The sequence below is a fragment of the Pseudoalteromonas umbrosa genome (assembly GCF_030125375.1).
Classification (GTDB): domain Bacteria; phylum Pseudomonadota; class Gammaproteobacteria; order Enterobacterales; family Alteromonadaceae; genus Pseudoalteromonas; species Pseudoalteromonas umbrosa.
On the sequence record NZ_JASJUU010000003.1, the window covers coordinates 787167 to 812478 of the forward strand.

General features: G+C 40.2%; 21 protein-coding genes and 1 tRNA gene. 14 read left to right on the forward strand and 8 right to left on the reverse strand.

Going from position 1 to position 25312, the window contains the following annotated elements; all coding sequences use genetic code 11:
* Positions 1-134 precede the first annotated feature (134 nt).
* Positions 135-776: a response regulator transcription factor gene (locus QNM16_RS13335; RefSeq protein ID WP_284020948.1), complete on the reverse strand. Its 642-nt coding sequence runs from the start codon at positions 774-776 to the stop codon at positions 135-137.
* Positions 777-1061: 285 nt separating this feature from the next.
* On the reverse strand, positions 1062-1445 hold the full coding sequence (locus QNM16_RS13340) for a hypothetical protein (RefSeq protein WP_284020949.1): 384 nt from the start codon (positions 1443-1445) through the stop codon (positions 1062-1064).
* A 389-nt stretch (positions 1446-1834) separates the two neighbouring features.
* On the opposite strand from QNM16_RS13340, the gene QNM16_RS13345 reads away from it, so the two are divergent.
* The gene (locus QNM16_RS13345) at positions 1835-2569 is read left to right on the forward strand and encodes a substrate-binding periplasmic protein (RefSeq protein ID WP_284020950.1); all 735 of its coding nucleotides are present in this window, start codon (positions 1835-1837) and stop codon (positions 2567-2569) included.
* A 10-nt stretch (positions 2570-2579) separates the two neighbouring features.
* Here the strand turns inward: QNM16_RS13345 and QNM16_RS13350 are convergent, their stop codons facing one another.
* Positions 2580-3476 (reverse strand): LysR family transcriptional regulator, encoded by an 897-nt coding sequence (locus QNM16_RS13350; protein ID WP_284020951.1) that lies wholly within the window; start codon positions 3474-3476, stop codon positions 2580-2582.
* A gap of 118 nt (positions 3477-3594) precedes the next feature.
* Between QNM16_RS13350 and QNM16_RS13355 the strand changes: the two genes are divergently transcribed.
* The 3 genes from QNM16_RS13355 (at position 3595) to QNM16_RS13365 (ending at position 4752) form a co-directional block, all read left to right on the forward strand.
* Positions 3595-4122, forward strand: a complete 528-nt coding sequence (locus QNM16_RS13355; protein WP_284020952.1) for an NADPH-dependent FMN reductase — start codon at positions 3595-3597, stop codon at positions 4120-4122.
* A gap of 158 nt (positions 4123-4280) precedes the next feature.
* Positions 4281-4356 (forward strand) — tRNA-Ala (locus QNM16_RS13360).
* A gap of 69 nt (positions 4357-4425) precedes the next feature.
* Positions 4426-4752 carry a cupin domain-containing protein gene (locus tag QNM16_RS13365; RefSeq protein WP_284020953.1) on the forward strand — a complete coding sequence of 109 codons (327 nt, stop codon included), beginning with the start codon at positions 4426-4428 and terminating at the stop codon, positions 4750-4752.
* On the opposite strand, the gene QNM16_RS13370 is transcribed toward QNM16_RS13365, so the two are convergent.
* Together QNM16_RS13370 and QNM16_RS13375 are read right to left on the reverse strand one after the other, a co-directional pair.
* Positions 4732-7119, reverse strand: coding sequence for a hybrid sensor histidine kinase/response regulator (locus tag QNM16_RS13370; RefSeq protein ID WP_284020954.1), 2388 nt, complete (start codon positions 7117-7119; stop codon positions 4732-4734). The two genes, QNM16_RS13365 and QNM16_RS13370, sit on opposite strands and share 21 nt — an antisense overlap.
* 299 nt (positions 7120-7418) lie before the next feature.
* Positions 7419-7886 (reverse strand): hypothetical protein, encoded by a 468-nt coding sequence (locus QNM16_RS13375; protein WP_284020955.1) that lies wholly within the window; start codon positions 7884-7886, stop codon positions 7419-7421.
* Between the two features lie 229 nt (positions 7887-8115).
* On the opposite strand from QNM16_RS13375, the gene QNM16_RS13380 reads away from it, so the two are divergent.
* The 4 genes from QNM16_RS13380 (at position 8116) to QNM16_RS13395 (ending at position 12232) form a co-directional block, all read left to right on the forward strand.
* Complete coding sequence (locus QNM16_RS13380) at positions 8116-9222, forward strand: type 1 glutamine amidotransferase domain-containing protein (RefSeq protein ID WP_284020956.1); 1107 nt, start codon at positions 8116-8118, stop codon at positions 9220-9222.
* A gap of 365 nt (positions 9223-9587) precedes the next feature.
* Positions 9588-10004: a winged helix-turn-helix domain-containing protein gene (locus QNM16_RS13385; RefSeq protein ID WP_284021228.1), complete on the forward strand. Its 417-nt coding sequence runs from the start codon at positions 9588-9590 to the stop codon at positions 10002-10004.
* A gap of 259 nt (positions 10005-10263) precedes the next feature.
* Entirely contained in the window at positions 10264-10974 is a 711-nt protein-coding gene (locus QNM16_RS13390) for a response regulator transcription factor (RefSeq protein WP_284020957.1), read from the forward strand.
* Positions 10975-10978: 4 nt separating this feature from the next.
* On the forward strand, positions 10979-12232 hold the full coding sequence (locus tag QNM16_RS13395) for a sensor histidine kinase (protein ID WP_284020958.1): 1254 nt from the start codon (positions 10979-10981) through the stop codon (positions 12230-12232).
* A gap of 245 nt (positions 12233-12477) precedes the next feature.
* Here the strand turns inward: QNM16_RS13395 and QNM16_RS13400 are convergent, their stop codons facing one another.
* Positions 12478-13104 (reverse strand): arylesterase, encoded by a 627-nt coding sequence (locus QNM16_RS13400; RefSeq protein WP_284020959.1) that lies wholly within the window; start codon positions 13102-13104, stop codon positions 12478-12480.
* Between QNM16_RS13400 and QNM16_RS13405 the strand changes: the two genes are divergently transcribed.
* Together QNM16_RS13405 and QNM16_RS13410 are read left to right on the forward strand one after the other, a co-directional pair.
* Positions 13103-13822, forward strand: coding sequence for an ABC transporter ATP-binding protein (locus QNM16_RS13405; protein ID WP_284020960.1), 720 nt, complete (start codon positions 13103-13105; stop codon positions 13820-13822). The two genes, QNM16_RS13400 and QNM16_RS13405, sit on opposite strands and share 2 nt — an antisense overlap.
* A complete protein-coding gene (locus tag QNM16_RS13410; protein WP_284020961.1) occupies positions 13812-16316 on the forward strand; it encodes an ABC transporter permease in 2505 nt (834 codons plus the stop codon). The genes QNM16_RS13405 and QNM16_RS13410 overlap by 11 nt, the downstream gene beginning before the upstream one ends.
* 57 nt (positions 16317-16373) lie before the next feature.
* Here QNM16_RS13410 and QNM16_RS13415 read toward each other — a convergent pair whose 3' ends face one another.
* Positions 16374-17162, reverse strand: coding sequence for a penicillin-binding transpeptidase domain-containing protein (locus tag QNM16_RS13415; protein ID WP_284020962.1), 789 nt, complete (start codon positions 17160-17162; stop codon positions 16374-16376).
* Between the two features lie 119 nt (positions 17163-17281).
* Positions 17282-18148 (reverse strand): AraC family transcriptional regulator, encoded by an 867-nt coding sequence (locus QNM16_RS13420; RefSeq protein ID WP_284020963.1) that lies wholly within the window; start codon positions 18146-18148, stop codon positions 17282-17284.
* 502 nt (positions 18149-18650) lie between these two features.
* Here QNM16_RS13420 and QNM16_RS13425 point away from each other — a divergent pair.
* The 4 genes from QNM16_RS13425 to QNM16_RS13440 all read left to right on the forward strand — a co-directional run bounded on the left by QNM16_RS13425 (position 18651) and on the right by QNM16_RS13440 (position 25271).
* A complete protein-coding gene (locus QNM16_RS13425; RefSeq protein ID WP_284020964.1) occupies positions 18651-21623 on the forward strand; it encodes a TonB-dependent receptor in 2973 nt (990 codons plus the stop codon).
* 353 nt (positions 21624-21976) lie between these two features.
* A complete protein-coding gene (locus tag QNM16_RS13430; protein ID WP_284020965.1) occupies positions 21977-22450 on the forward strand; it encodes a YbaK/EbsC family protein in 474 nt (157 codons plus the stop codon).
* Between the two features lie 689 nt (positions 22451-23139).
* On the forward strand, positions 23140-24393 hold the full coding sequence (locus QNM16_RS13435) for an MFS transporter (RefSeq protein WP_284020966.1): 1254 nt from the start codon (positions 23140-23142) through the stop codon (positions 24391-24393).
* A 2-nt stretch (positions 24394-24395) separates the two neighbouring features.
* Positions 24396-25271: an ROK family protein gene (locus QNM16_RS13440; RefSeq protein WP_284020967.1), complete on the forward strand. Its 876-nt coding sequence runs from the start codon at positions 24396-24398 to the stop codon at positions 25269-25271.
* Positions 25272-25312 lie beyond the last annotated feature (41 nt).

Sequence of the window (25312 nt, forward strand, 5' to 3'; positions counted from 1 at the left end):
GTTTTTAACAAACTTAAAATTCCATCTTTAAGTGGCGCTAATTAGTGTCTATTTCGTGAGGTGGGTAAAATAATACTTAGCCTTTAAAGTATAAATAGGGTATTTACCCTAATTGCACTCGTAGACGTTGAATTTTATACTTCGAGTCTTTCTTTTATGGCATAGGCGACCAATTCAGCTGTTTTTTTAACCCCGATTTTTTTCATCGCTCTAGTTCGATGGTTATCAACTGTTTTAACAGAAATACACAGTATGTCAGCAATTTGTCGATTAGTATGGCCAAGTGTAATGTAACTTATAATTTGTTTTTCTCGGCTAGTTAGAGAGTGATGTTCCTTTTCGGTTTGGTATTGCTTCAGCTTAGCCTGAAGACTTGGACTGATAAAGGTTTTACCTATTACGACTTGTTTTAAGGCTTGATTGAGTGTGTCAAATGCCTCACTTTTCGACAAGTAGGCATCAGCGCCTATTTCAAATGCACGGTCGACAATTTTGAGGTCCTCATGCATGCTGAGAAAAATGATGCGAGTATTGAGATTTCTTTGCTTGACACGTTCGCATACCATTAGACCACTGAGTTCACCCATTGCGATATCTAAAATGGCCAGATCAGGCTCTTTTTCAAAAATAAATTGCCACGCTTGCTCTCCCGTCGCGACGTCGTCTATTTGATACTGATCTTGTGATTGGTTTATTAGCGATCTGAGTCCTTGTCTAACCAAGTGGTGATCATCCGCAATTAATATCGATAGGCGTGTATTTTTTCCATTACACATTGAAGCTCCATGTATTTTTACCCTCGACCCATCTATGGACAATTGATGATCTTCAAGGTGCTTTCTAGGTTTTAAATATTGTCTTAGAAAGGTGATCTTAAGTGCTGCATTTTATACTTTTATACGTCTAGTGCATATCTTTAGAAAGATAATAGTGAAATAAAGCAAGGGAGATTGTAATGAATTAACGAAATCTTTATAGGAGTGCCAGTACGGCACCCCAATATTTTATGTAGCATCACAACTTCTGTAACCGGTATAAAAAGTTGCCATGCATTTTTATGATTAGTAAACGGTCATATAGTTTACTGTCACATTACCTTCTCTATACAAACCAAACTCTTGATTGTAATTTACATCAATCGTGACTTTTGCATAGTCGGTTTGTAGAGAGTAGTTGCCACCACTTGGCGTCGAGTAAGTGCATTCAGTTTGTGCATAAAGATATTCAGGTTGCATTGGCGTCACGAAGTAATTGATTACTTGAGTGTGACAGTTGTGGAAGCGATACCCTGCATCTTTAAGCTGTGTTCTGATAGCTTGATACTTACGACCATATTCAAGCACTTCTTGAACACTTGCATAGCCAGCATCAGTAGGCAGCTCTTCAGCTGAAACATTAGTAGCGGCAGCAACGGCAATTAGTGAGAATAATACGCCAGTTTTCATAGTTTTTTCCTTTTCTTGAGAATAAAGAGCCTAATTGGCTCGTAATAAATTTCATGTACGGAGTTGTTGTCGTGTTGTTTCCTTCACAACGTAAACTACAAAGTGAGAGACCTTGCGTTCGTACATAATTATTAAACGAATAAATGAATATAATATTTATGATTAAAGTCAAAAAAATGAAGAAAAAATTTATAAAATGAAATTTATGGGTATTATTTAGCCATTTTGTTTTTAAAATTGAAATATTGTTTCTTTGTATTTAGTGTTAAAACTAACGGTGTTACCAATAAGACAAGAAACAGCACTTTTTTGCCTAAAAAAGGTGCAAATTCATAATGTGTGTAAAATTTGTGCTAAGTTGAAAGGTAACAGGTTAATTTGGCTAGTTCATGCGTTACTTGCTTTATCTTTTTGCATTGTTATTTAGCTCAAGCGGTGCTGCTGAGCACTACACTGTTTTGGTTTATCATGGGGCAAACCCGCCGTATAACTTTATTGTAAATGGTCAGCAGTCCGGTATTTTTAGTGATATTTTTGCGCGGTTAAGTACGTTAACAGGACATACTTTTGAGCTGGTACCTTGGTCGGTTGCCCGTGGGCAAAAGCAGTTTGATTTGGGTAAGATTGATATTGAGCCTGGTGTGAACCCAAGCTGGAGAGTTGAAGGGGTTAAACCTGCAATCTATTCTCGTTCCTACGCGCATTCTCGTGAGGTTGTATTGGGTAGGGAAGATGGCCTTGTAGTTGAAAATCCAACGGCGTTTTATGGCAAGGTATTTGGGCGTGTGCGTGGTTATAGGTATGGCGCATTTGAAGCACACTTTGGCAAAGACAAAATTATAGTGTACGACAATACATCAGAAAAAGAGCTACTGTTTCAGCTTGCACATAAACGCATTGACTGTGTGATGATAGGTGATGCTACAGCAGCGTATTATCAAAAACACAGCTCAGAGTATGCAGAGTTTAAAGCGCTATATGAAATCAGTAAGTTGCCTGTGCATATGCGATTACAACCCCATTTAACACAATTACAAATGGAGTTGGATAAAGCGCTCTCATTCATGCTACACAATAAAGAAATTGAGATGATTTACCAGCGCTATGGTGCAATATCCAATTAGTGTGTGATTGTTAAGGCGATAATTGCTGTGCCAGCATGTCAATAAAATAGCGTACCTTAGGGGACAAATGTTTTCTACTTGGGTACATTACATATACTTCAACTGGCTTTTGTTCATAGCACTCAAATAGTATTTCTAATTGCTTGGTCTTTAATGCGTCTTCTAAGTAAAACTCAGGTAATCTGGTGATACCAATCCCATCTATGGCGAGCGCGGCTTGCATTTTACCGTTGTTACAATTAACGCGTTTGCGTACGTCGACGATGAATGATTTTCCTGACTGTTCAGTAAACTCCCAGCGATCTGGGGTTTTTAGGTTGCTGTAGCAAATACAGTGATGCTTACCTAGTTCTCTCGGATGATGTGGCCTGCCAAATTGTTCAATGTAATTTGGGCTTGCAACGACGAGTGTTCTGCACTGATAGATCCGTTTACAGATCAAGCTGGACTCCTCCAGACGTGTTGTAGCTCTAAGTGCCAAGTCAAAGCCATCGCCTACGATATCAACTGCGCGATCGTTAATATCCCACTCAATGGTGACATTTGGGTATTTTTTTAAATACTCAGCCGCGACAGGTCGGACATAATCTAAACTAAACGCCACCGGGCAACTAATTTTTAGCACGCCTTTTGGTTTGTTTTCTTCGTTGGTCAGTAATTGTAGTGTTTGTTCTGCATCTGAAATCAGTTGTACACAATGCTGAAAATAGACTTCACCATCTGGTGTTAACGCCAGTGTACGCGTTGTTCTATTTAAGAGTCGCATGCCAAGTCGAGCTTCTAATCGATTAATGATTTTACTGATATGAGATGGGGAATGCCCGAGTTGATGTGCAGCTTCTACAAAGCTATTGCATTGCACCACTTTGACAAATACCTCGACCCCTTCAAATAGATTATGATTCATATGGAAATAGTAACTTTTCATTTGCCCTATTAATGTTTATTAGAACTTAATCTACACTGTTTGTCATCAAGTTGAGCCATTAATCACGATAAATAAAGCAACTATTTTGGAGTGCATCATGAAAGTATTAGCATTTGCAGCAAGTAACAGTCGTCAGTCAATCAATAACGCATTAGTGAAATATGCCACGTCTCGCATTGAGCAAGCTGAAGTAGAAATTTTAGATTTAAATGATTTTGAAATGCCGATTTATAGCATTGACCGTGAAAAAGAGCACGGGATCCCAGAGCAGGCTCAGCGCTTTTACGATAAGGTAGGTGGTGCAGATGCAATTGTCATTTCATTTGCTGAGCATAATGGTTCATATACGGCTGCGTATAAAAATATCTTCGACTGGGTATCTCGCATCGATATGAAGGTATATCAAAACACACCTATGCTATTGTTAGCGACCTCTCCTGGCCCCGGTGGTGCACAAAGTGTTTTGAATACCGCTGTAAATTCAGCCCCATACTTTGCAGCGGATGTAAAAGCACACTTGTCTATTCCAAGCTTTTTTGACAACTTTGATTTGGAAAAAAATACACTGGTTAATGATGAATTGACTACATCATTAGAAAGCGCGTTAAAAAAATTAACAAACTAAATTCCCAGTTGTCACCAAAGTTAAGCGGTAACTATAGCGACCAATTTATTGCTGGTCGCTACTTTTTTTCGGAAATGATATTTGTTGGGTTGTTTGGTTGTTAGGAAAAAACTGCTTTACAAATTAACAAGATATAATAAACTCTTACTCGCTAACTTGGGGCTATAGCTCAGCTGGGAGAGCGCTTGCATGGCATGCAAGAGGTCGGCGGTTCGATCCCGCCTAGCTCCACCAAGTTCTTCTAATATTCCTTACTGTATCTTCATTTTTTACAATTATGTTAATCTGTATAGAGGTTTCCTTATGAGCGAAATTAAGAAAAGCGTATTTGATGCGATGCCACAAGATTTATCGGATGAGTTTTTTGAGCTTATTGCTGGTAATGATGAAGTGAAGATAGAGCGCATTATATCTCGTGGCCATACGTCTCCAGAGACAGGGTGGTATGACCAAGCTCAGCATGAGTGGGTCATTGTATTGCAGGGAGAAGGAGAGATCACTTTTGCTGATGGGCGGATAATAAAGCTCGGTGTTGGTGAGCATATAAATATCCCTGCACATTGTAAACATAAAGTCAGTTGGACCAAACCGGATGAAGAAACAGTGTGGTTAGCTGTTTTTTATTCCTAACCATTTACTCAGTACTGATTCGAGCTTAGTCATTTCGACGGGTTTGGCGACAAAGTCATCCATACCTGCACTATAGTATGTTGCTATGTCTTCTAAAAATACATTTGCGGTGATGGCAATGATCACCATCTGACTATACTTAGGATGGGCTCTGATGTGTTTAGTTGCTTCTATGCCATCCATTTTGGGCATATGAACATCCATCAGGATTAAATCAAAGTAATCCTGTTCTATTTTTTCAAGCGCTTGCTGACCATCTTTTGCTAAATCGACGCGCAGTCCCAGCTTTTCTAACATAGCACAGATAACGACTTGATTGATGGCGTTGTCTTCGGCGAGTAACACATGGCCATTAAGCCGTGCACACAGTGTTTGTTCGGCACCACTTGATTCTATTAAGCAGCAAGGTGAGTAAGGCCAAGTAAAGGTGAATGTAGCGCCTTTATCTGGTTGTGATTCACAAGATATTGTACCGCCAGCAAGGTTTACTAGTTGTTGACAAATACTCAAGCCGAGCCCTGTGCCACCGAAGCGCTTTGTAGTACTGTCATCCTCTTGACAGAATGGGTCAAAAATTTTTCCTTGTTGCTCCGCTTTGATCCCAATTCCGGTGTCTTTTACTGTGAAAAGTAGTTGCTCGTTGTTTTTAGGGTTGAGTTGAATGAATAAGGCAACTTCACCTTGTGCTGTAAATTTATATGCATTACTGAGCAGGTTAAGTAAGACTTGTTGCAGTCTATGCTTATCACTGGCAATTTCTAATGGTGTATTGGGCACTATGGTATAAAGCATTGTTATCGGTTTTGCGCGCGCTCTGGATTGGGTTAAGTGAAGTAAATGGTCAACGGTACTTTTAAGCTCGAATGGTTCTTCGTATAAACTGATTTGGCCTTGTTCCAATTTCGAAATATCAAGAATATCGTTAATGAGTGTCAATAGATTACTACCCGATACGCTGGCAAGCTGTAATAAGTGTTTTTGTTCTTTACTAAAGCTGGCTTCTTGTTCTAGTAACTGAATAGTGCCTAATATGCCATTCATGGGCGTGCGAATTTCGTGGCTCATATTGGCCAAAAAACGGCTTTTTGCAGAGACTGCCATTTCAGCTGCATGCATCGCTTGCTCAAGTGCTTGTGTGCGTCTTTCTACTCTACTTTCTAAGTCACTTTCTCTTGCGTAAATGGTGCTGCGCATCGCCTCAAAAGTGCGGCTTAATTCAGATATTTCATCATCCCCTTTTGCTTTTAAATGTACATCATATTGCCCTTTTGCGAGGGAATTAGCTGCGAAAGTAAGCCGAGAAATAGGGCTGTACAATTTATATGCAATCCACCATGAGACTAACATGCTGACTAATGTAGCCAGTGTTAGTATCACAATTAATTTTTCTTTAAGTGTGTAGGCGGATGCAAACACAACGTGTTCTGGTAAGACGACTGCCAGGCTATAATTGGCTGCGCGAATGGGGGCGTAAAAAACGAAAGCTTGTGTGTGCGTGTCGAGCATAAACTGCCCATGCCCCTCAAACCCAGCGATCATTTTAAGGCCCAATTTTTGTAAAGAAGGGTCTCGCTCTTTGGTGATGCGTGTGATCACACTGCTTTTTTCACCAATGTCATTGAGCACATATTTTCCATCAAGATGCTTATGTTGAATGGTTTTTTCTAAATCCCAGTGATACATGTACACGCCGGTACTAGATACCAACATCAACTTAGCTTGTTCTCCAAATTGAGCCAGAACATGGTCTTTGACATTGGTGACGAGTCGATCAACTTCTCGCCATGGAATACTACCGCCCAATAGCCCCGCAACCTGATTATCTTGTCCTAAAATAGATGCTGCGATCACAATTTGCTTTACGCCGGTGGTATAAGAAATCATCGGCTCTGAAACGTAAACCTTAGGGAGTCCATCGATATTGTTACTAATTGTGTTCTGCCAATAATCTCTTTTTATAATGGTTTTAACCTTTGCATTGGGATCTTTATCATCAAAAGTTCTGCGCATATCATGATGTGGGTTTCCCCCCTCAGTGTTGTGAAAGCTGCCATCTTGTCTGCCTAAGATGAACTTTTCGTAAACGCCATTGTGAGCGTTTTTTTCGGACAACAATATTGGTCTGATTTGCCGAAAATTCATCGTTTTCAGAGTAGGCTGGCGCGCTAAAGTGGCAATTTCGGATTTTCGTTGAGAAAAGTAAGCGTTAAAAATTGCAGCTGCGTTGAGTACTTCAGATTGCGCTGCTCGAATACTCATCTCACCAGCTTGACGTGTACTGTGTATCATGGCGATAAAAAAAATGATAAGCATGGGGACTAAAGCAGTGATGGCTAATACAAGCGGAAGTCTAGTTTTGAGTCGCATAGGTACTGCTTTACTTAGTGTTTACCACTTAGTTTAGTCAATAAAAACAGACTAAGTGGTGATAATGTTTATGAGTCATACCTAAACATTACTAATGATAAGAAAATCAGATTCTTAGTGTGTTTCTTTAAGTTGTAAAGAATTGCTGAAATAATCTTTATTATTCTAAATCAATAAAAGCACCTAATGAAAATGATAGTGTAGTTTGGTACTCAAGTTGAGCGTGATAAAAATAAAGAACAACAGCGCAGATTTATAAAAATAGATATAAAAAGAATAATTGATTTTTGAGTACGTAATCAGAGCTGTGCTGAATTTAAAGCGGGTAAATCTACTCGTTTGATTCTGCGGGGAAGTGTATCTTCAAATGTATAGAATTGCTTAAGGTTTTTACTGTTATATAAGGTGATATTACCATTTACGATGAAATAAAAAGCACGCTGATTAAAGCGCTGTGATAATTTTTGGGCAAACGGCAAGGAAACATTCACAGAAATACTGAGCTCGCGATAAGACATATCGTAGTTTCCACCGTATAAATATTTTATAGGAGTATGTAATCGAGATAGTGTTTTAATATTTCTTTTTTTGATTTGTTTGTTTTTATCGAAACTTAAAATATCACCATGTTCATTCCAAAGACTGATTATGGCACCATTAAAATAATGGGATATTGACATAAAAGGATAGAAATAAACATCTTGGTATAATTGCCAAAGTGGCTCTGAAATCAACATTTTTTCATTATCAATATTACAATCTTTCATCAAGGCAATTCCTGTTGCATTTATAAATGTACTGTTGGCACCAACCTATAAAGAGTTTTACTTTAATAGCATGAATCACGGGATTATTTGGGAAGAAGTTTACTCCTAAAGTATGAGGTGATACTAACTGTACATTGTTAGCATTTGACTAATGTCGCATAGAATAAGGCTTCACGGGCCTTTCACATCTCTCACCTTACTATAGCACTCCAACCAAAGGAGAGTCGTTATGAAAAACATTGTTTTATTTGCAGGTATTTCACTGTGTAGTTCAATTACTTTTGCTGATGAGCAGAGGCAAGTGTTAATGGTACTTAGCAGCTATGGTGAAGTTAATGAGAATCAAGCTTTAATTAAGCCTGGGTTTGAGTTTGGAGAGCTAACAAAAGCTTATTATGTTTTCAAGCGTCATGGCATAGAGGTTACCTTGGCTTCCCCTTCAGGTGGCAAACCTATTGCGGATAATTACGATAAATCAGCGCCTTACAATAAAAAGTTTTTAAAAGATGAGGCTGCATTATCATCATTAGCTAATACCTATAAATTGGATGAAATTAACACTAATGAGTTTGATGGTGTATTCGTTGTTGGTGGTAAAGGCCCTATGTTCGACTTACACCAACATGAAGCATTGAAAAAGATCATCGCAAATATATATGAAAGAGAGGGAGTGATAGGGGCTGTCTGTCATGGGCCTGCAGCACTAGTCGATGTTAAATTGGAAGATGGTCAATATTTGGTTTCAGGTAAACGTGTCAACGGGTTTACCAATGGGGAGGAAAAGGCTTTTGGATCAAAATGGCTGAAAGATTTCCCATTTTTATTACAAGATAAATTAGTGGAAAGAGGCGGAATATTTGAACAAGATGCGGTGATGCTTAATCAAGTAACGATTGATGGTAGGCTGATCACGGGACAAAACCCATTTTCTACTGTAGATACCGCCCGTGCGATGGTCTCTGCGCTTCAAGTTGAATTGTTGCCAGAACAACTCTACCAAGATGATGCTACAGTTAAATTGTATGAGTTGTTTTTAACTGATCGGCAATTAGCGATAAAGCAACTTCAAAATGAGCCAAAAAATTATGATTTGAAAATGCTTGCAATGATAAGCGTTGTGCAAATTAATAATGCTACTAGTGAGTTTCAAGTCAGCGCGAGTGCGGCATTATTAGAGCATATTTTACCCCAGTTTTCTCACCCAGTTATTGTAACGACGCTTGCGAAGGCATTTGTGCGTATGGGTCAACCTGAAAAAGCATTAGAATCGCTAGATTACGGAATAAAAAAGTTCCCAGGTAATAAAGAAATAAAATCTTTTATAGCGTCATTTTAAACCTGACAAAGGGTCAAAAAACAGGCCCTTTCAGCTAAAACTAATAAAAAAATACTACATCATGAATTTTCTTAATATGAGTAAAAAAAAGCTAAATAAATGACTGTCATGAATACCGGAATAAACTTCATTTTTCCAAAATAAAGCGGGGGTTTTTTGTTCTTGTATGTGTTTTTTTTGTATAGAATTTGTTTATATGAGGTGTACTATTACGCTTTTTTGTTTCTTTTGTACTCGATTGGGTAATAAGTTTCTATTAGCAAAAGTCATGTGAAAATATGATGTATTTCATTCCAATATACTGACTTGAGCGATAAAATAAAGGTGCTTTTAAAGTCATATATAAAGGAAGTATATTGTTGATCATGAATTTAAGTGATAAAGAAAATACTGACTTTACCTTTGCGGTATTTGGTCATTATGCACTGAATAAAAGGAAACGTTCGTTAACATTCTGCGGAGAGAGGGTGAAAGTTGAGCCCTTGATCTACGACTTGTTAGTTTACTTTATTCAGCACAGAGATCGCGTTATTAGCCGCGATGAATTGTGTAGAGAAATCTGGCAACAAGAATATGTTGATAACAACGCGATCAATCGTGCTGTTTCAGAGCTTCGTCGCAGTATTTCAAAGCATAATTTAGAAGGTGAAGTAATCAGAACCCACTACAAAAAAGGGTATAGTTTCAATTTAACGGTGAAATTAGATCCTCGTCCTAGCCTATTTCAATGGCTGTCACGACTGGTTAGTCAGTCTCCAATGAGAAAAGGAAAATTAACGTAATCGAGCACAAAGTATTGGTGAACAAGGAGCTAATAGCTCTTGAATATAACAATAAGTATAAAAATATTCATTTTTCGTGCTTAATAAGTTGAGAATGTCAGTGTTTACTTGCATTTTTCACACTTACTATAATCATGCTTGGTAAATAGATAAATATGGCTATGTGCCGTATTTTTACCAAGCGCTTCGTCATTTCACATTCATTTCACGCCCTACCATGGTAAGCTTCCTGTATACGTCATATAGAGGTAGCATTACTATGGATATACAGCTAGCTTCACATAAAACCGATATGCAATTCAAAGTGTTAGTAGTTGAAGATAATATTGAGATCAGCCGCAATATTGCCGAATATTTTGAGTCTCAGGGTCTTATACTAGACTTTGCATATGATGGGAAACAGGGGGTCGATCTGGCGTTGAAGCATTATTATGACTGTATTATTTTGGACATCATGTTACCTGAATTAGATGGGCTAGCTGTGTGTGAAGCATTGCGTGCAAAAGCAAATCGACATATCCCCATTATCATGTTGACAGCGCGCGATGCACTGGATGATAAGCTGGCGGGTTTTAGTACCGGTGCAGATGATTATCTGACAAAGCCATTTGCACTCGAGGAACTTTTCGTGAGATGCCTTGCATTGGCTAAACGTCATTTACTCAATAGTGATAAAACCCTACAGTTAGGTGACTTAAGCCTAAATGTACAAACACAACACGTAGAACGAGCAGGGCAGCAGATCACGCTTCAGCCGATCCCATTAAAGATTCTTCAACTTTTAATGGAGCATCATCCGAGGCCACTTAGTCGTAGTGAACTCAGTGATAAAATTTGGGGTGACGAGCCAACAGACTCAGATGCCTTGCGTTCTCATGTTTACCAGCTAAGAAAAGCCATAGACAAGCCCTTTGAAAAAGCGGTAATAAAAACAATTCATAGTGTCGGTTTGGCACTAGATATAGTGTGACATTATGAAAGCTCGCCAATTACGTACTCGGATCATTGCCTACTTTGTTGGTATTTCACTATTTATAAGTATTTTGTTTGGATTTGTGTGCTTTTTATTTGCGTATACGATAGAAGATCACCTTTTTAACGTCATCCTTAAAGATGAAGCTAACTATATTTCTCAGCAACTTAGTTTGGGCAATCCCCCAGTGCCACGGTTGGAGTTTATTGAATATTTAGAAGATAAACAGCAATTGCCGCAGTTTATTCAAAATACGTTACAAGAATCGCCTAATGCAATAGAGTTTTCATTGCAGGGGGACTTGCATTATCATCTGATGTGGTTAGATAAAGGGCTGTTATTGGCAGAAGTAAGTGAGCAATTAGTCGTCAGAAAAGTTAAGCTTGGTATGTTTAATTTTATGCTCGTTGCACTGGGCATTGTACTTATTGTGGCAGTTATTTTAGCGTACTTATCACTGGCAATGGCCAAGAAGCTTCTGAAACCTTTAGATAAATTGGTAGATATTGTTGCTCAGGCTCCTGTCGAAAAACTACCTCAAAATTTTTCTCAGCAATTTGTTAAAGATGAAATAGGTGGGTTTGCCCGCACTCTAGAGCAGGCACTTGATCGAATTCGTAAATTTATCGATAGAGAGCAAGCGTTTACTCGAGATGCCTCACATGAGTTACGTACGCCAATCGCCGTTACACAGGGCGCTTTGACGTTACTAAAACAAGAGAGTTTGAACAAGAAACAGCTCGAATTGGTCAATCGTGCAGTCGCTGCGCAGGCGCAAATGACGCAAAGTGTCGAAATATTACTTGCCTTAGCCAGAGAAGAGACAATCAAACAAACAGAGGTTAAGTTATTACCCATTGTTGAAAGCTGTGTGTTACAACAAGCGTCTAAAATAGCCAATAAAGATATTTCTGTTGAGGTTAATGTGCCAAGCAATGCCACTATCTCGGTGGGTGAAATCGCGATTAACTTGATATTGAGCAACTTGATTGGAAATGCATTTTCTCATGTGGAAAAAGGCACAGTTACAGTGAGTTTTGCAAATAATATATTAAGTATTATCGACACGGGCCAAGGGATCCCAAAAGAGTTACTAGACCGAATCTTTGAATCGGGAATCAAGAGTGAGTCGAGCACGGGGCTCGGAATGGGCTTGTCCATTGTATTTAGGTTGTGTCAAAGGTTAGATATTGGCCTATCTCTTGATAGTAGTCAGCAAGGAACTGCATTTCACCTGACTTGCATGACACATTAAAAAGTCTATGGGGATTGACTAATGCGAGCGTGTCTATAAAAGTACTTGTATAGCTTAATGAGCGTGGGCTCCCTATTTATGAGCTGATTGGTGCAAACGAGTGTGAGCTTCTTACCTGTGGTTATGAAGAGGCAGTTAGTTTTGAGTATGCGCTGGGTGTATTAATGCGGAGATATTAATCGAATTGTACCCAAAATGTTGTCTTGGGTACATTGGTTATTGTAATTTAAATCAGTGTCAATCTGTTATGATTCTTTTATCCAAGACTCAAATTGCTGTTCCATAAAGTCCCTAATAAGTGGCTGCGCTTTTTCGTTGGGATGTAGGTTATCATTTTGCATTAGTGTTTTGTCTACAGCAACGGGCACCATAAAGTAATCCATCAAATAAGCTCCAGTTTCTTCAGCTACTTTTTGGTAATTACCAGTAAACATCTTGGTGTACCGTGGACCTAAGTTGGGTGGGATTTGAATTTCCATTAGCGCAACTTTGGCGCCGCTGTTTTGACTTTTTGTGACGAGCTGAGTTAGGTGTTGGCGAATTAATTTGATTGGAAAGCCACGAATACCGTCATTGCCACCTAATTCAATCAGCACATGGCTCGGCTGATGGGCTTTCAGTTGTGCGTCGATATTGAGTAAGGCATTGTCAGTAGTTTGCCCTGACACGCTCATATTGATTAATAAGATCGATTTTTTCTTTTCAACGTACTTATTTTGTAACAAATTAACCCAGTCTTGGTCTTGTTTAAGTCCGTAACCCGCACTTAAGCTATCACCTATAATCATAATTTTAGTTTCGTTTGCAATCGCGGAAAATGGCTGATTAAAGCAGGCGAGGAACAGCATAAGTTTTAGGAAAATTCGAATCATGTCAGTACTTTCTCAGTTAAATGTTATTCAGGTCAAAGGGCTTAACAAAACAGTCAGTACCTTTGAGGGTGACTTAGATATCCTTAGCGATATCAATTTCACTGTCAAGTCTGGTGAGTCTGTCGCAATCGTTGGTACGTCAGGTTCTGGTAAATCGACACTACTTAGTTTACTAGCAGGTTTGGATACAGGATCTGCGGGTGAAGTTTTTCTCGATGGTGCAGCGCTACACAAACTAGATGAAGAAGAACGAGCGCATTTGAGAGCAGAGAAAGTTGGCTTTGTTTTTCAGTCATTCATGCTGGTGCAAAGCTTAACGGCGCTTGAAAACGTGATGTTACCTGCCGAACTGGCTGGGGACAAAGGTGCTAAACAGCAAGCCAGTGAGCTGCTAGAAAAAGTGGGCCTGTCTCATCGAGTGAGTCACTATCCATCTCAATTGTCTGGCGGTGAGCAACAACGAGTGGCCATTGCTCGTGCATTTATAGGCTCACCTAAAATTCTTTTTGCCGATGAACCATCAGCAAATCTTGATAGCAAAAACGGGCATTTAATCGAAAAGTTATTGTTTGATCTTAATAAGCAAAATGGGACAACATTGATTCTAGTGACGCATGATGAAGCGCTCGCACAGCAGTGTGACCGTATAATTCACATTGAAGCTGGACAACTCGAGAAGATCCGTGAAGGAGAAGGAGCAACAGTTCATGTGGTTTAAGTTAGCACTTACTTTGTTTTCAAGAGAGCTGCGCCGTGGAGAATTAACGATTATTTTCGCGGCGATAGCGCTTGCGGTTTTGACTGTGTTCAGCCTGTCCTCAGTCACAGAGCGTATCCGTCTGAATATAGAGCAGAAGTCGGCAGATTTTATCGCTGCCGATAGACGTTTAGCGAGTAACCACCCTCTGGATGACGCGTTTATCATTGAAGCTAACAAGCTGGGTTTAGAAACTGCACGACAGATGTTTTTTGACTCAATGCTCTTTGCCAATGATGAGCTTGTTCTTGGATCAATAAAAGCAGTTTCAGAGGGATACCCTTTAAGAGGTGTAGTCACACTTAAAGATGGCTTTGATCAAGCTGATTATGAGGTGCGTGGTGTGCCACTGCGCGGTAATGTTTGGCTCAGTGAAGGCTTATTTTATAGCTTAGGGCTAGCTATTGGTGATAAAGTAGAAATTGGTGCGGGGATTTTTCGTGCCAGCAAAATCCTCGTGAATGAACCTGATGCCCCGTTTTTCTCGTTAGCGGGTAATAAGCGTGTTTTGCTGAATTATGCCGATATCGAAGCCACCCAAGCTGTGCAGCCTGGTAGTCGAGTCTTTTATCGCATGTTATTTGCTGGTGAAGAAGCGGCTCTAGCTGATTATTACGGCTGGTTAAAACCGCAAATGCGAGACAACCAGAGGTGGCAGGGGATCAAAGACCGCCAATCACCACTTGGTGAAAATTTAGAGCGCTCAGAACGCTTTTTGCTACTCGCTGGTCTATTTGGGATTATGTTAGCAGCGGTTGCTATGGCGGTATCTGCAAAGCGCTATTGTGAACGCCAGTATGATCCGGTCGCTATGATGAAAACGCTTGGTGGAAGCCGAGCAACGATCCGCAACATCTTCCTTTTGCATTTGTGTATGGTTACTTTGTTCTCGGTCACAATTGGACTCGCGATTGGCTATGTGTTGCAAGCGGTTGCAACTGACTATCTGGCAAACTTTATGGATGCACAGCTGCCACAAGCGGGCTTTAAACCATGGGTTTTGGCTATTACCATAGGCGTTGTGTGCGCATTGATGTTCTCATTAAAACCATTATTAGACTTATTTGATATTCCGCCGCTACGTGTATTACGCCGTAATTTAGGCGATAAATTGGCAGTGAGTCGGGTGCATATGGCTTTATCGATCTCGACTATTTTTGTGCTCATGTGGTTCTTTAGTGGTGAGCTAAAAACAACATTACTGTTATTTGGCGGCACAGCCATTTTGATGTTAGTTCTATTTGGGGTTTCTCGATTATTGTTTAGTGCTGGCAGAAAGTTAGGTTTGAGCCCCGGAAGTAGTTGGTCACTGGCGATTGCAACTTTACAAAAGCGAGCTAACGCTAACGCGGTTCAATTAATCAGTTTTGCGCTGGCCATCAAGTTAATGCTGTTTTTGTTTGTATTAAAAAATGATTTGATCTCTGACTGGCAGATGCAAGTACCTGAGGACGCGCCTAATGCGTTTTTAATTAATATCAGCGAGCCTGAGGTCACAAGCATCGAATCATTTTTTGTGCAAAACGACATTTCTCATGCTGATTTTTATCCTGTATTTCGTGGCCGAGCCAATGCCCTTAACGGTGAGAAGTATGCTCGCAGTGCATCTAAGCAGGAGGGCGAAGAGCAGGATGAAGGTGCAGCAGAGGGGGCTGGTAGAGAGTTAAATTTAACATGGATGACAAAGCTGCCAGAAGGCAATGAAGTGATTGAAGGCACTTGGTTTGACCCAACTAGTGAAAAACTTGAAGTCTCTATTTCAAAAGGCATGGCTGAGGGCATGAACATTAAGATTGGTGATCGACTAACCTTTTTAGTGAATGAACAGAGCTTTGAAGCCAGTGTTACCAGCTTACGCAGCGTCGATTGGGGGTCATTAAAACCAAATTTTGTGATGATATTTAACCCTATGGTTGCGGGCAGGTTCCCAGTGACCTACTTTACTGCAGCGCAATTCTCTGAGGGCGATGAAAAAACGGTAAGTCAGTTATTACGAGACCATCCGACGGTAAGTATGATTGATATAAAAAGCCGTTTGGAACAAGCTCAGTCAATGATTGCTCAAGTTTCTTTAGCGATTAGTTTTGTACTCGCTATCGTACTGACCAGCGGCGCTTTGGTGCTGATCTCTCAAGTGCAGGCAAGCCTTGCTGAGCGCATGCAAGAGATCGTGATTTTGCGTACATTAGGTGCAAGGGGCCGGTTGATTAAATTGGCGACTCTGTATGAGTTTTTACTGTTAGGGGCGTTAGCTGGCTTTGTTGCAGCGTTAGTGAGCGATGTCACTCTGCTGATCATTCAGCGTGAGTTGTTTGAGGTAGAGGGTAAATTACACCCTTATATTTGGATTTTAGGTCCCACAAGTGGAGCACTTTTTGTTGCTACTATCGGTTACTTCATGGTAGCAAATACGATGCGGCAAAATACTCAAGGTCTACTTAGGAAATTAGCTTAAATTAAAAAAAGAGGTAACTTGGTTACCTCTTTTTTCAATGTTTTATATTGTGGCATATTACAAAATGCCTAAATCCTTAAGTGTTGCGCGTGCTTTATCTACGCGTATTTTAACAATGTCATTGAATGTCGGTGCATACATATTAAAGGCAAAGTAGTGCGTGCCTCGCGCATTTTTGATTTTACCAACATACCAACCTATATAGGTTTTTCGAGCAATGGGACCTGCGCCTGTTTTCGCGTAGAGCTGATAATCAGCGTGGTTTTCTTGCAAAAAGATTGAGTCAAATGTTTGATATGTCTGTTCGCTTAACCCCAAAGATTTATTATTTAGGCGACGCAAAAATTCAATTTGTTCAAACGCTGAAACCTGTATACTTGAGTTGAGCCAAAAACCATCCAAGGGCCCATTGATATCTTGGTTTCCATAATCAAACTGAGATAGATAAGTTTTGATTTCAGGCTTGTTTAATGTGTTAGTCCAATCTTGATAAAGTGGCAATACAGAATAACTGAATGCCTCTTTTAACGTGATCTCTTCTTTATGCCACACATTTGGCCACCACTTTTTAGGTGGGTACGCTTTCGTATTGACTCGATAAGTCGTTTTAGTATCTACCTTATTTTTTTCAAGTAAAATAAGTGTATTTGGGATCTTATAAGTTGAAAATGGGCTAAATGCACGCTCGGCACGGGATTTGTTAATAATCTGCCAAGTGTCAGTTTGCTCACTGTACACAACCATAGTGCATTGCTCACCTTTGTGACATCCTTCAATAGCAGCTGCACTATTTACCGCAAGCAGTAATAGTCCAGAAATCAGTAGTGACGGCCATTGTAATTGCATAAGTTTTCTTTGTTCTGTTATTTTTTGGCGCAATGTATATTTAATACGCTGAATTAAGTATGAATTATATCAATATACTAATAATCAAAGGAGCAATAAAAATTGACAATTGTGTACCGTCATAACAGAGCTTTGTGTTGAATTCGCGAGCGGAATTGACTAGGGGTGCATGCCTTGATGGCAAGAAAACGGCGGTTAAAGTTGGATAAGTTGTTGAATCCACACTGATCGCTAATAACAGTGATAGGTGCTTTAGAATTAATCAGTAATTTACATGCTTTGGCAATACGAAGTTGGTTAATAAATTCGGTAACTGTTTTTTCTGTGCGTTTTTTAAAAAAGCGATGGAAGTGATTTGTACTCATATGTGCTTGCTCTGCTAATAAATCCGCATTGAGTTGTTCAGTATAATTTTCATAGATAAAATTAATTACTTTATCGAATTTATCCTTTGCGGGATCTTGTTGGTTAGCATAATTAAATTCCATGCTCGATAAGGTGTTATACTCACTGGTAGCCATCAAATTAAGCATGTTGAACAATAAAATGTAGCGTTCAAGCGGGTTAGAGTCGGCCATTTTGATAAATATTTGTTCTGTTTCTTGTGCCAGAACAGTATTGAATTTTAAACCACACTTTGCTTTGTGTAAGAGAGTGTGTAGGCTCTCAAATTCCTTGTTTAGCCTGAGCTGTTGCTCAAGCCACTGGGCTGGAATTTGGGCGACATATACTTTTTGCATACTCCCATCTAAGTTGGGTTTAGATTGCCAAGTATGGGGCAGCTCCGGTCCAAGCAGCACTAAATCATAATCTGAAAATGGTGCTATGTAATCACCAATATGACAGACTCCTTTACTATTTAAAGTAAGGCAAATCTCGTATTCTGGATGATAATGCCAGTTAAATGGGATTTCATTTAATTGGTATAAACAATACCGCCAGGAGCAATTTGTTGAGGGAATAATTTTTTCGCACATCGCTCTCATAATATTATCCTTAATTTTACTTTGGTTGTTATTAATACATTTTCTTGAGCACATGTTGTGAGATGATTAATGTGCCTATGACACCTGTTACTCAAACTCTCCTTTACATATAATTAAATACTTCATCACCTGTAACTAGATTGGTGATACATTTCAACTTGATACTGATACTTATCTATTTACTTGGCTATTCTCTGAAAAAATACGCTTTTTGAAGGAAAAAGCGGCATATAAGTAAATATTTTGCGATGACAGCGCTGTTTATTGATAGTTTTGTACCTGCATGAGATAGAAAATGCAAACATCTTGGTGCTTATGCTGCTCAAATAGGTAATAAATAAAATTAGAGTTGTTAATTTTAAGTAACGTTATGGCTAGGTGGTTTTTCAGTAGCTCAGATTTACGAGCGACAAGGTCAATGTACTTATTTGATGTTAAGCGTAGAGTTTTCTCTAATTTTCTTTTTCCAAAACAGATAAAAAATAGATCAGAGAGAATCGAGATGAAACATAATTTATCCCCATTTAAATTGTCGCAGGTGTCTTTTGCGGTGTTGGCCAATATTTTACCCTTAGGTGTTATGGCAGCAGAGTCAGGTGTGCATGCAGAGCAAGTTGAAGTAATTGAAGTACGAGGCATTCGTGCTTCAACCGAAAAAAGTCTAAATACCAAACGTTTTGCTGATGGCGTGGTTGATTCAATTACCGCTGAAGACATTGGTAAGTTGCCTGATGTGACCATCGCTGATTCACTTCAGCGTGTACCTGGTATTCAGATACGCCGCAGTGCAGGTGAAGGCGCGACGATTAATGTACGCGGTATGCCTCAAGTCACAACATTGCTTAATGGCGAGCAATTTTTAAGCGCAGGTTCAATCAGTGAAGTACAACCAGACTTTACCGATATTCCATCAAGCTTGGTCGGTGCGATGAATGTGATGAAGTCGCCGACCGCAGATACGTTAGCAGGTGGTATATCTGGTACAGTTGACCTTGTGACTCGCAAGCCTTTTGACTTGGAAGATGGTTTCAGTGGCGCTGCGCTAATCGAGGCATCAACAGGCTCTTATTCAGAAGAAACTGACCCAAAATTGATGGTGTCTGGTGGCTATAATGGTGACCGCTTTGCGGTGCTTGCGACGGTGTCTTATGATGAAGCCAATTTAGCAAACTACCGTTTAGGTTCTATTAACGATGGTTGGGCGTATGCGCCATTTGAAAACCATGAAGGGGTAGACTGTTGGTATTGTCCGAAGCAGGATATGAATGGCGATGGAGATTCGGATGATGCCGAATTTACGTATGTAAACTACGGTATTATGAACCGTTTTACAGAACGTGAGCGTTTAGGTGCAACAGTCAGTTTTCAGGCGCAATTGAGTGATAATTGGACACTAAGTAGTGACGTATTCTATACCAATATGGATGATGCGGATCGCCAGAAAGGGATCACCGCAGACAATGCGTGGGGTGGTCACTGGCATTGGCAAGATCAGCATGATCCAATTGATCGTGGCCAATTAGACAATGGACATAACTTGTATACCGCGCAAGATATTACACTTAATGCGCCCAGAGTCATCTCGCACTCTGAAAGTCACACCAATGAACGTGAATCAACCAACTTTAATCTAGAGCTAGAGTATAAAGGAGATGGTAACTTTTCGGGTAAGGCACGGTTTATTACTGCGGAAGCATCTCGTAGTCATACGGAAAATGTGGCGCAAGGTTACTTAACCAGTGGTATTGCCCATGGCCTTAGACGAAATGATGGTACGGGTCCTACTGCTGCAAACCCCGGTGGCTACGGCCCTGACCCAATTCCAATGCGTTTAAACTTCAACGGTAAACATCCGACATTAACAGGACCGGAACAGTTGCAGGGAGAAGTTTTTGGTTCCAATATTGACCGTTATGCAATCGTATCCACTTATTCTGAAAATAATTACGATGAAGACGCGAATTTAGATATTTTGCGTTTAGATGGTGAGTATCAGTTTGAGTTAGGACATTTAGAAAAAATGTCCTTTGGTATTCGTGCGAGTCAGCGTGATGTCACACGTGATGAGTATGTATTGCTTGCTCCATTTTCTAACCCGGTTGGTGAAGGCAGTGTCAATGTAATGTGGAAAGACCAAGGTTTGGCTGCATTTGATACGGATGGCAATGGTGAAGTGAGTGTAAAAGATGGTGATATCACCATGGGTGCTGACAATCCGCTCAATTTCACAGGTTTACCCAGCGGGTGGGTGGCTAAAGGGAGTGATTTTGGTCCAGTTAATATTGGAGAATATTATTTTGTAGATCCACGTCAGCTTGATGATCCGTTTGCATTTCAAAATACCTTATATCCGGGCAATGTTAGAGGTGGCGTACCTGGCAGCTCGTATACCGTTGAAGAAAGGACTCAGTCGGTTTACTGGCGTGCTGACTTATCAAACGATTTCTATCGTGCCAACGTTGGTTTTCAATATATAAAAACTGAGTTGGATATTTTACAAAATAAAGTGGGTGAGTCTATTTGTACTAATTGCCCCGGCTCAGTTGCCAGCGATGGTGGTGATATAGTGACAGATCGCTCATTTAATGATTTTTTACCTTCTATCAATGTCTCATTTAACCTCAGAGAAGACCTTATCCTGCGTACGTCATGGGGTAAAACTATGACACGTTTAGATCTCGAGTCATTGGCTGGTGGATTAAGTATTAGCCGTGCTCGCGCTGGTGATGACTTGGCTGCAAGCGAAGGGATCAGTCCAGACTTACTGATCGCTACTAACGCAACCATGCAAGGTAACCCTGAATTGGACCCGTGGCGTGCAGATAATACTGACGTGACGTTAGAGTGGTATTTCTCACCAAGTGGCTTGCTTAGCGCTGCCGTATTTAATATTGATTTAGAATCTTTTATTGAGTCTGCCCAGTGGCAAATTGCTGCGGAAGATGGGGATGGGGTTGTGCGCCGAAATGTAACTGTGAATGGCCAATTAAATGGTACCGGTGGCACCATGGAAGGCGCTGAGCTTAGTTATCAACAGGCATTTGACTTTTTGCCCGGATTTTGGAGTGGGTTTGGTGCAGCGCTTAACTACACTTATTCAGAAAGTGAAAGTGGTAAAACGGGCTTTGGTGGTGAAGCATTGCCACTAGAAGATAACTCTAAAAAGTCTGGTAATGCGGTTTTATGGTATGAGCAAGATGGTCTGCAGTTTAGAATAGCAGCGAACTACCGCTCTAAACGTTTACATACAATCTCGACACCAGGTGGTATGGGTAATGTTGGTATTTGGACAGAGCCGACAACCTATATCGATATGTCGGCGAGTTACGATGTAAACGACTTCCTAACAGTTTATATGTCTGGTAGTAATTTAACTGAAGAGTATGAATCACAATATGCTCAGTGGGAAAATAACCGTATGGCGCAAAATATTTATGAGCGCCGCTTCACATTCGGTGTGCGAGGGCGCTGGTAATTTCTAATTTCCCTTAATCGTTATACTCAGAAGGGCTATCAAGCCCTTCTTCTTTATTAAGTATTTGTATATTTTATTGCTTACCTTTTAGATATCTGAAATTTCTTTTTCACTGTAGTTCAAGAATGAAAAGCTTAAAAACGCCTGTATTAGGGGTCGCAGAATGTGTGATATCTACCACTGCACATGGATATCATCGTGAGTAAAGCCAGTTGCTAAACTTATTGCTAATACTTGTGTGTAGATATAGATGATAAGTTGTGATGTGTAATATAAGTTCAAGAAGTGGTTATATCTCGCTGGCTGTTTTGCTAACAAAATAATGAGGTACCGCTAAATAATAAGGATAGATAATGAATTTAAGTAAAAGTGCACAACGAGTTCAAGATGCGATTGTGGCTGCTGGTTGTCAGTTTTCTGTGGTTGAGTTACCGGGAAGCACGCGCACAGCTGAGGATTCAGCAAACACGATAGGGTGTGAGTTAGGGCAAATAGTGAAGTCGCTTATTTTTAAAGGCAAAGAGAGCGGTAAACCGATATTATTATTGGTTAGTGGGAAAAATCGGGTGAAAGAAAAACTAGTTGCAAAGCATTTGGGTGAAAAGCTGAGTAAAGCGGATGCAGATTTCACACGTAAAGTAACTGGTTTCGGGATTGGTGGTATTCCACCTTTGGGGCATATAGAAACGCCAATTACTTTTATTGATGAAGACTTGCTTGAATATGAGACTATATGGGCTGCTGCAGGTACACCTCATGCGGTTTTTTCACTGCCAGCAAATAAACTACCTGAGCTGACAAATGGGCAAGTCGTTCAGGTGAAATAATATGCTTAGCTAAGCAAGCATGTTTTTATGTCTTTTGGCTTTTTTGAACCTGTTTGTGTTTGCACATGACGGATGGTACTGGATGAAGGAGAGATCAGTTATTCGTGTCTAGACCGTATGTGATTGGTAAAGTGGCAGCTATGTTATTCAAAGAGCCACAGGTGCCAATGAATTTATGAATGTTCTTTTTACGAAAGCACGCGAAAATAAGCTAAATATGGACATGTAGCCCTGAACTGGGGCTATACCATTTTTCATTTTGATGTGGCCAATATAAATACTGGCTGTCTGTTCTATTCGTCTTTTCTAAAGCTAAGTTTAAATTAAATCAACTTTTCATTTCTAACCAGTCTTGTGTCCAGTTTTACTGGCACAGGTTGTAACTTCAACCGCTATACTAGATAAAGATGACTAAATCATTATGGAAATCAAACCTTTTACTCATAGTCTCTTAGGTAGGACTGAATTGTGCCTAGCTTTGGTTCTCAGTGTGCAAATATTTCTATTTTTTCGGTGAGCTTGAATTGTATTGATAAAGGTTTGAAAAGTGCCGCAATATGCATCTATTTGGCGGCAAACTAACCTTATTTGACGAGTTAAGGTGATGGCGGATTCCCCTTGGATCATTTGTCTGCCAACGAACAGATCCTATTTTTGCCATCACCTTTTTATTAAATAAGGTACACTTAATGAATAAGAATTTGCCGGCAGTCCTTGTGATTTTTGCGACGTTCTTTACGATCTCTTTTATCACCAATATTCTTGGTCCCATCTTTCCTGAATTGATTAAAAGCTTTGATATCGGCATTGCGCTGGCAGGGTTTTTTCCATTTGCTTTTTTTGCTGCGTACGGTGTGATGTCGATTCCTGCTGGGTTATTAGCGCAGCGTCTCAGTGAAAAGTTTGTAATGACATTGGCTTTTGCGCTTGCTGCTGCAGGTTCATTGTTATTTGCACTCTTACCTAGTTTCGTGTTTGCGATGGTCGCATTATTTTTAATCGGCAGTGCAATGGCGTTTTTACAAGTGGCAATCAATCCACTATTGAGAAAAGCCGGTGGAAGTGAGCATTTCGCCGTGTTATCTATTGTTGCTCAGCTGTTGTTTGGTGCTGGCGCGACCTTATCTCCTATTGTTTATGTTAATTTGGCAGACATGTCGCAGCAGTCTGGGCATATGTTAAATACACTTGTACCAGCTCAAATGAGTTGGTTAAGTATGTACTGGTTGTTTGCTGCTTTGTGTTTTGTCATGTTGATTTGGGGCATTGTGACACGCTTTGAGGGCAATAATAATGAAGAAGAAAAGGCACAAACCTATACGCTGAAAGAAAGTTTGGCACTTTTTAAGAATAAATTGGTCATCAAGTTTTTCTTTGCGATTGCCGCCTATGTAGCCCTTGAACAAGGGATAGCGAATACGACATCTTTATTTTTAGAACAAGTTCATGGGTTGGATGCAAGGCAAGTCGGTGCTGGTATTGTCAGTGAATTTTGGCTGATGTTGACTGTCGGTTGTGCGGCTGGTTTGATTTTAATGAAGCTATTTGATGTGCGCAAAGTACTTGCGTGGTTTTGCATCGGAGCGGGTATCAGTTTGGTAGCTGCTATATTTGGCTCTGTAGACATTGCATTATTGGCATTCCCTGCTGCGGGCTTCTTTTTATCGATAATGTGGTCAGCGATTTTCTCGCTCGCGCTCAATTCATTTTCTCACGGGCACGGAGCAATCGCGGGTATTTTGTGCACAGGTATTATAGGTGGGGCAGTTATCTCGCCCTTGATTGGTGCTTTGGCACAAGTATCAGGATCGTTGCAGTTGTCTCTTTTGCTGTTATTTTTCCCATTGGGCTATATGTTGCATGTGGCGTATACCTCAAAACCTATTGTCAATAATCACACAATTAAATTGTTTGCGAAAAGATCACCAGAGCAGGAAGCATAAAGATGTCAGGGATGGTTGTTTGTATTGATTTAGGGGGCACTAAAGCTTTGTGCGGTCTTGCCAAGAAAGGTCGAATTGCTCAAGTGAAACGTTACCCTGTGCCTGCATCTGGCACGAAGCAAGAAGTAACAAACTACATTATGGAATTAGTGAAAAATACAATAACGGATGAATGTGTTGGTATCGCTATTGGCATTCCTGGCGTAGTGAATAGCGACACTGGCGAAGTGTTTGAAGTCACAAATATTCCAGCGTGGCGAGATGTGCAGTTATCTGAATTGCTGTGTCAGCGCTTTAATGTTCCGGTGTTGGTTCACAACGATGTGAACTGTTTTACATATGGAGAATACCGCTATGGTGAACATGGCAGGGTAAATTTTCCCTGTAAAAATATATTGGGTGTTTGTTTAGGGACAGGGCTTGGTGCTGGCGTGGTGATCAATAAGCAACTCTATACTGGTCGATATGGTTTAGCTGGCGAGTTTGGAAGTGCACCTTATTTGAATAAAACTATCGAGGATTATTGCAGTGGCCAATTCTTTAAACAGCGCGGTACTGATGGGGAGTTAGAGTATTTATCCGCAAAAGCTGGTAATACTTCTTCACTTAAGTTATTTGAACAGTTGGGCACGCATTTGGGGATAGCCTTTGCTCATATGCAGCTTGCTTACGACCCTGATGTCATCGTTATGGGTGGCTCTGTGACACAGTCTTATGATTTATTTGGTGAATCAATGGTGTCTACATTTACTCAATATGAGCAGTGCAAGCAGCTGAATATTCGTATTAGCCAATTGCCTTATGCGCCTTTGCTTGGTGCTTTTGCGCTGTTTGAGCAAAAGTATCATGTGGAAACTTCGGCGTTTGAGCACGCTTGATTATCAACTAAAAAAGTATGGCATGTCGAGTAGACAGCCAT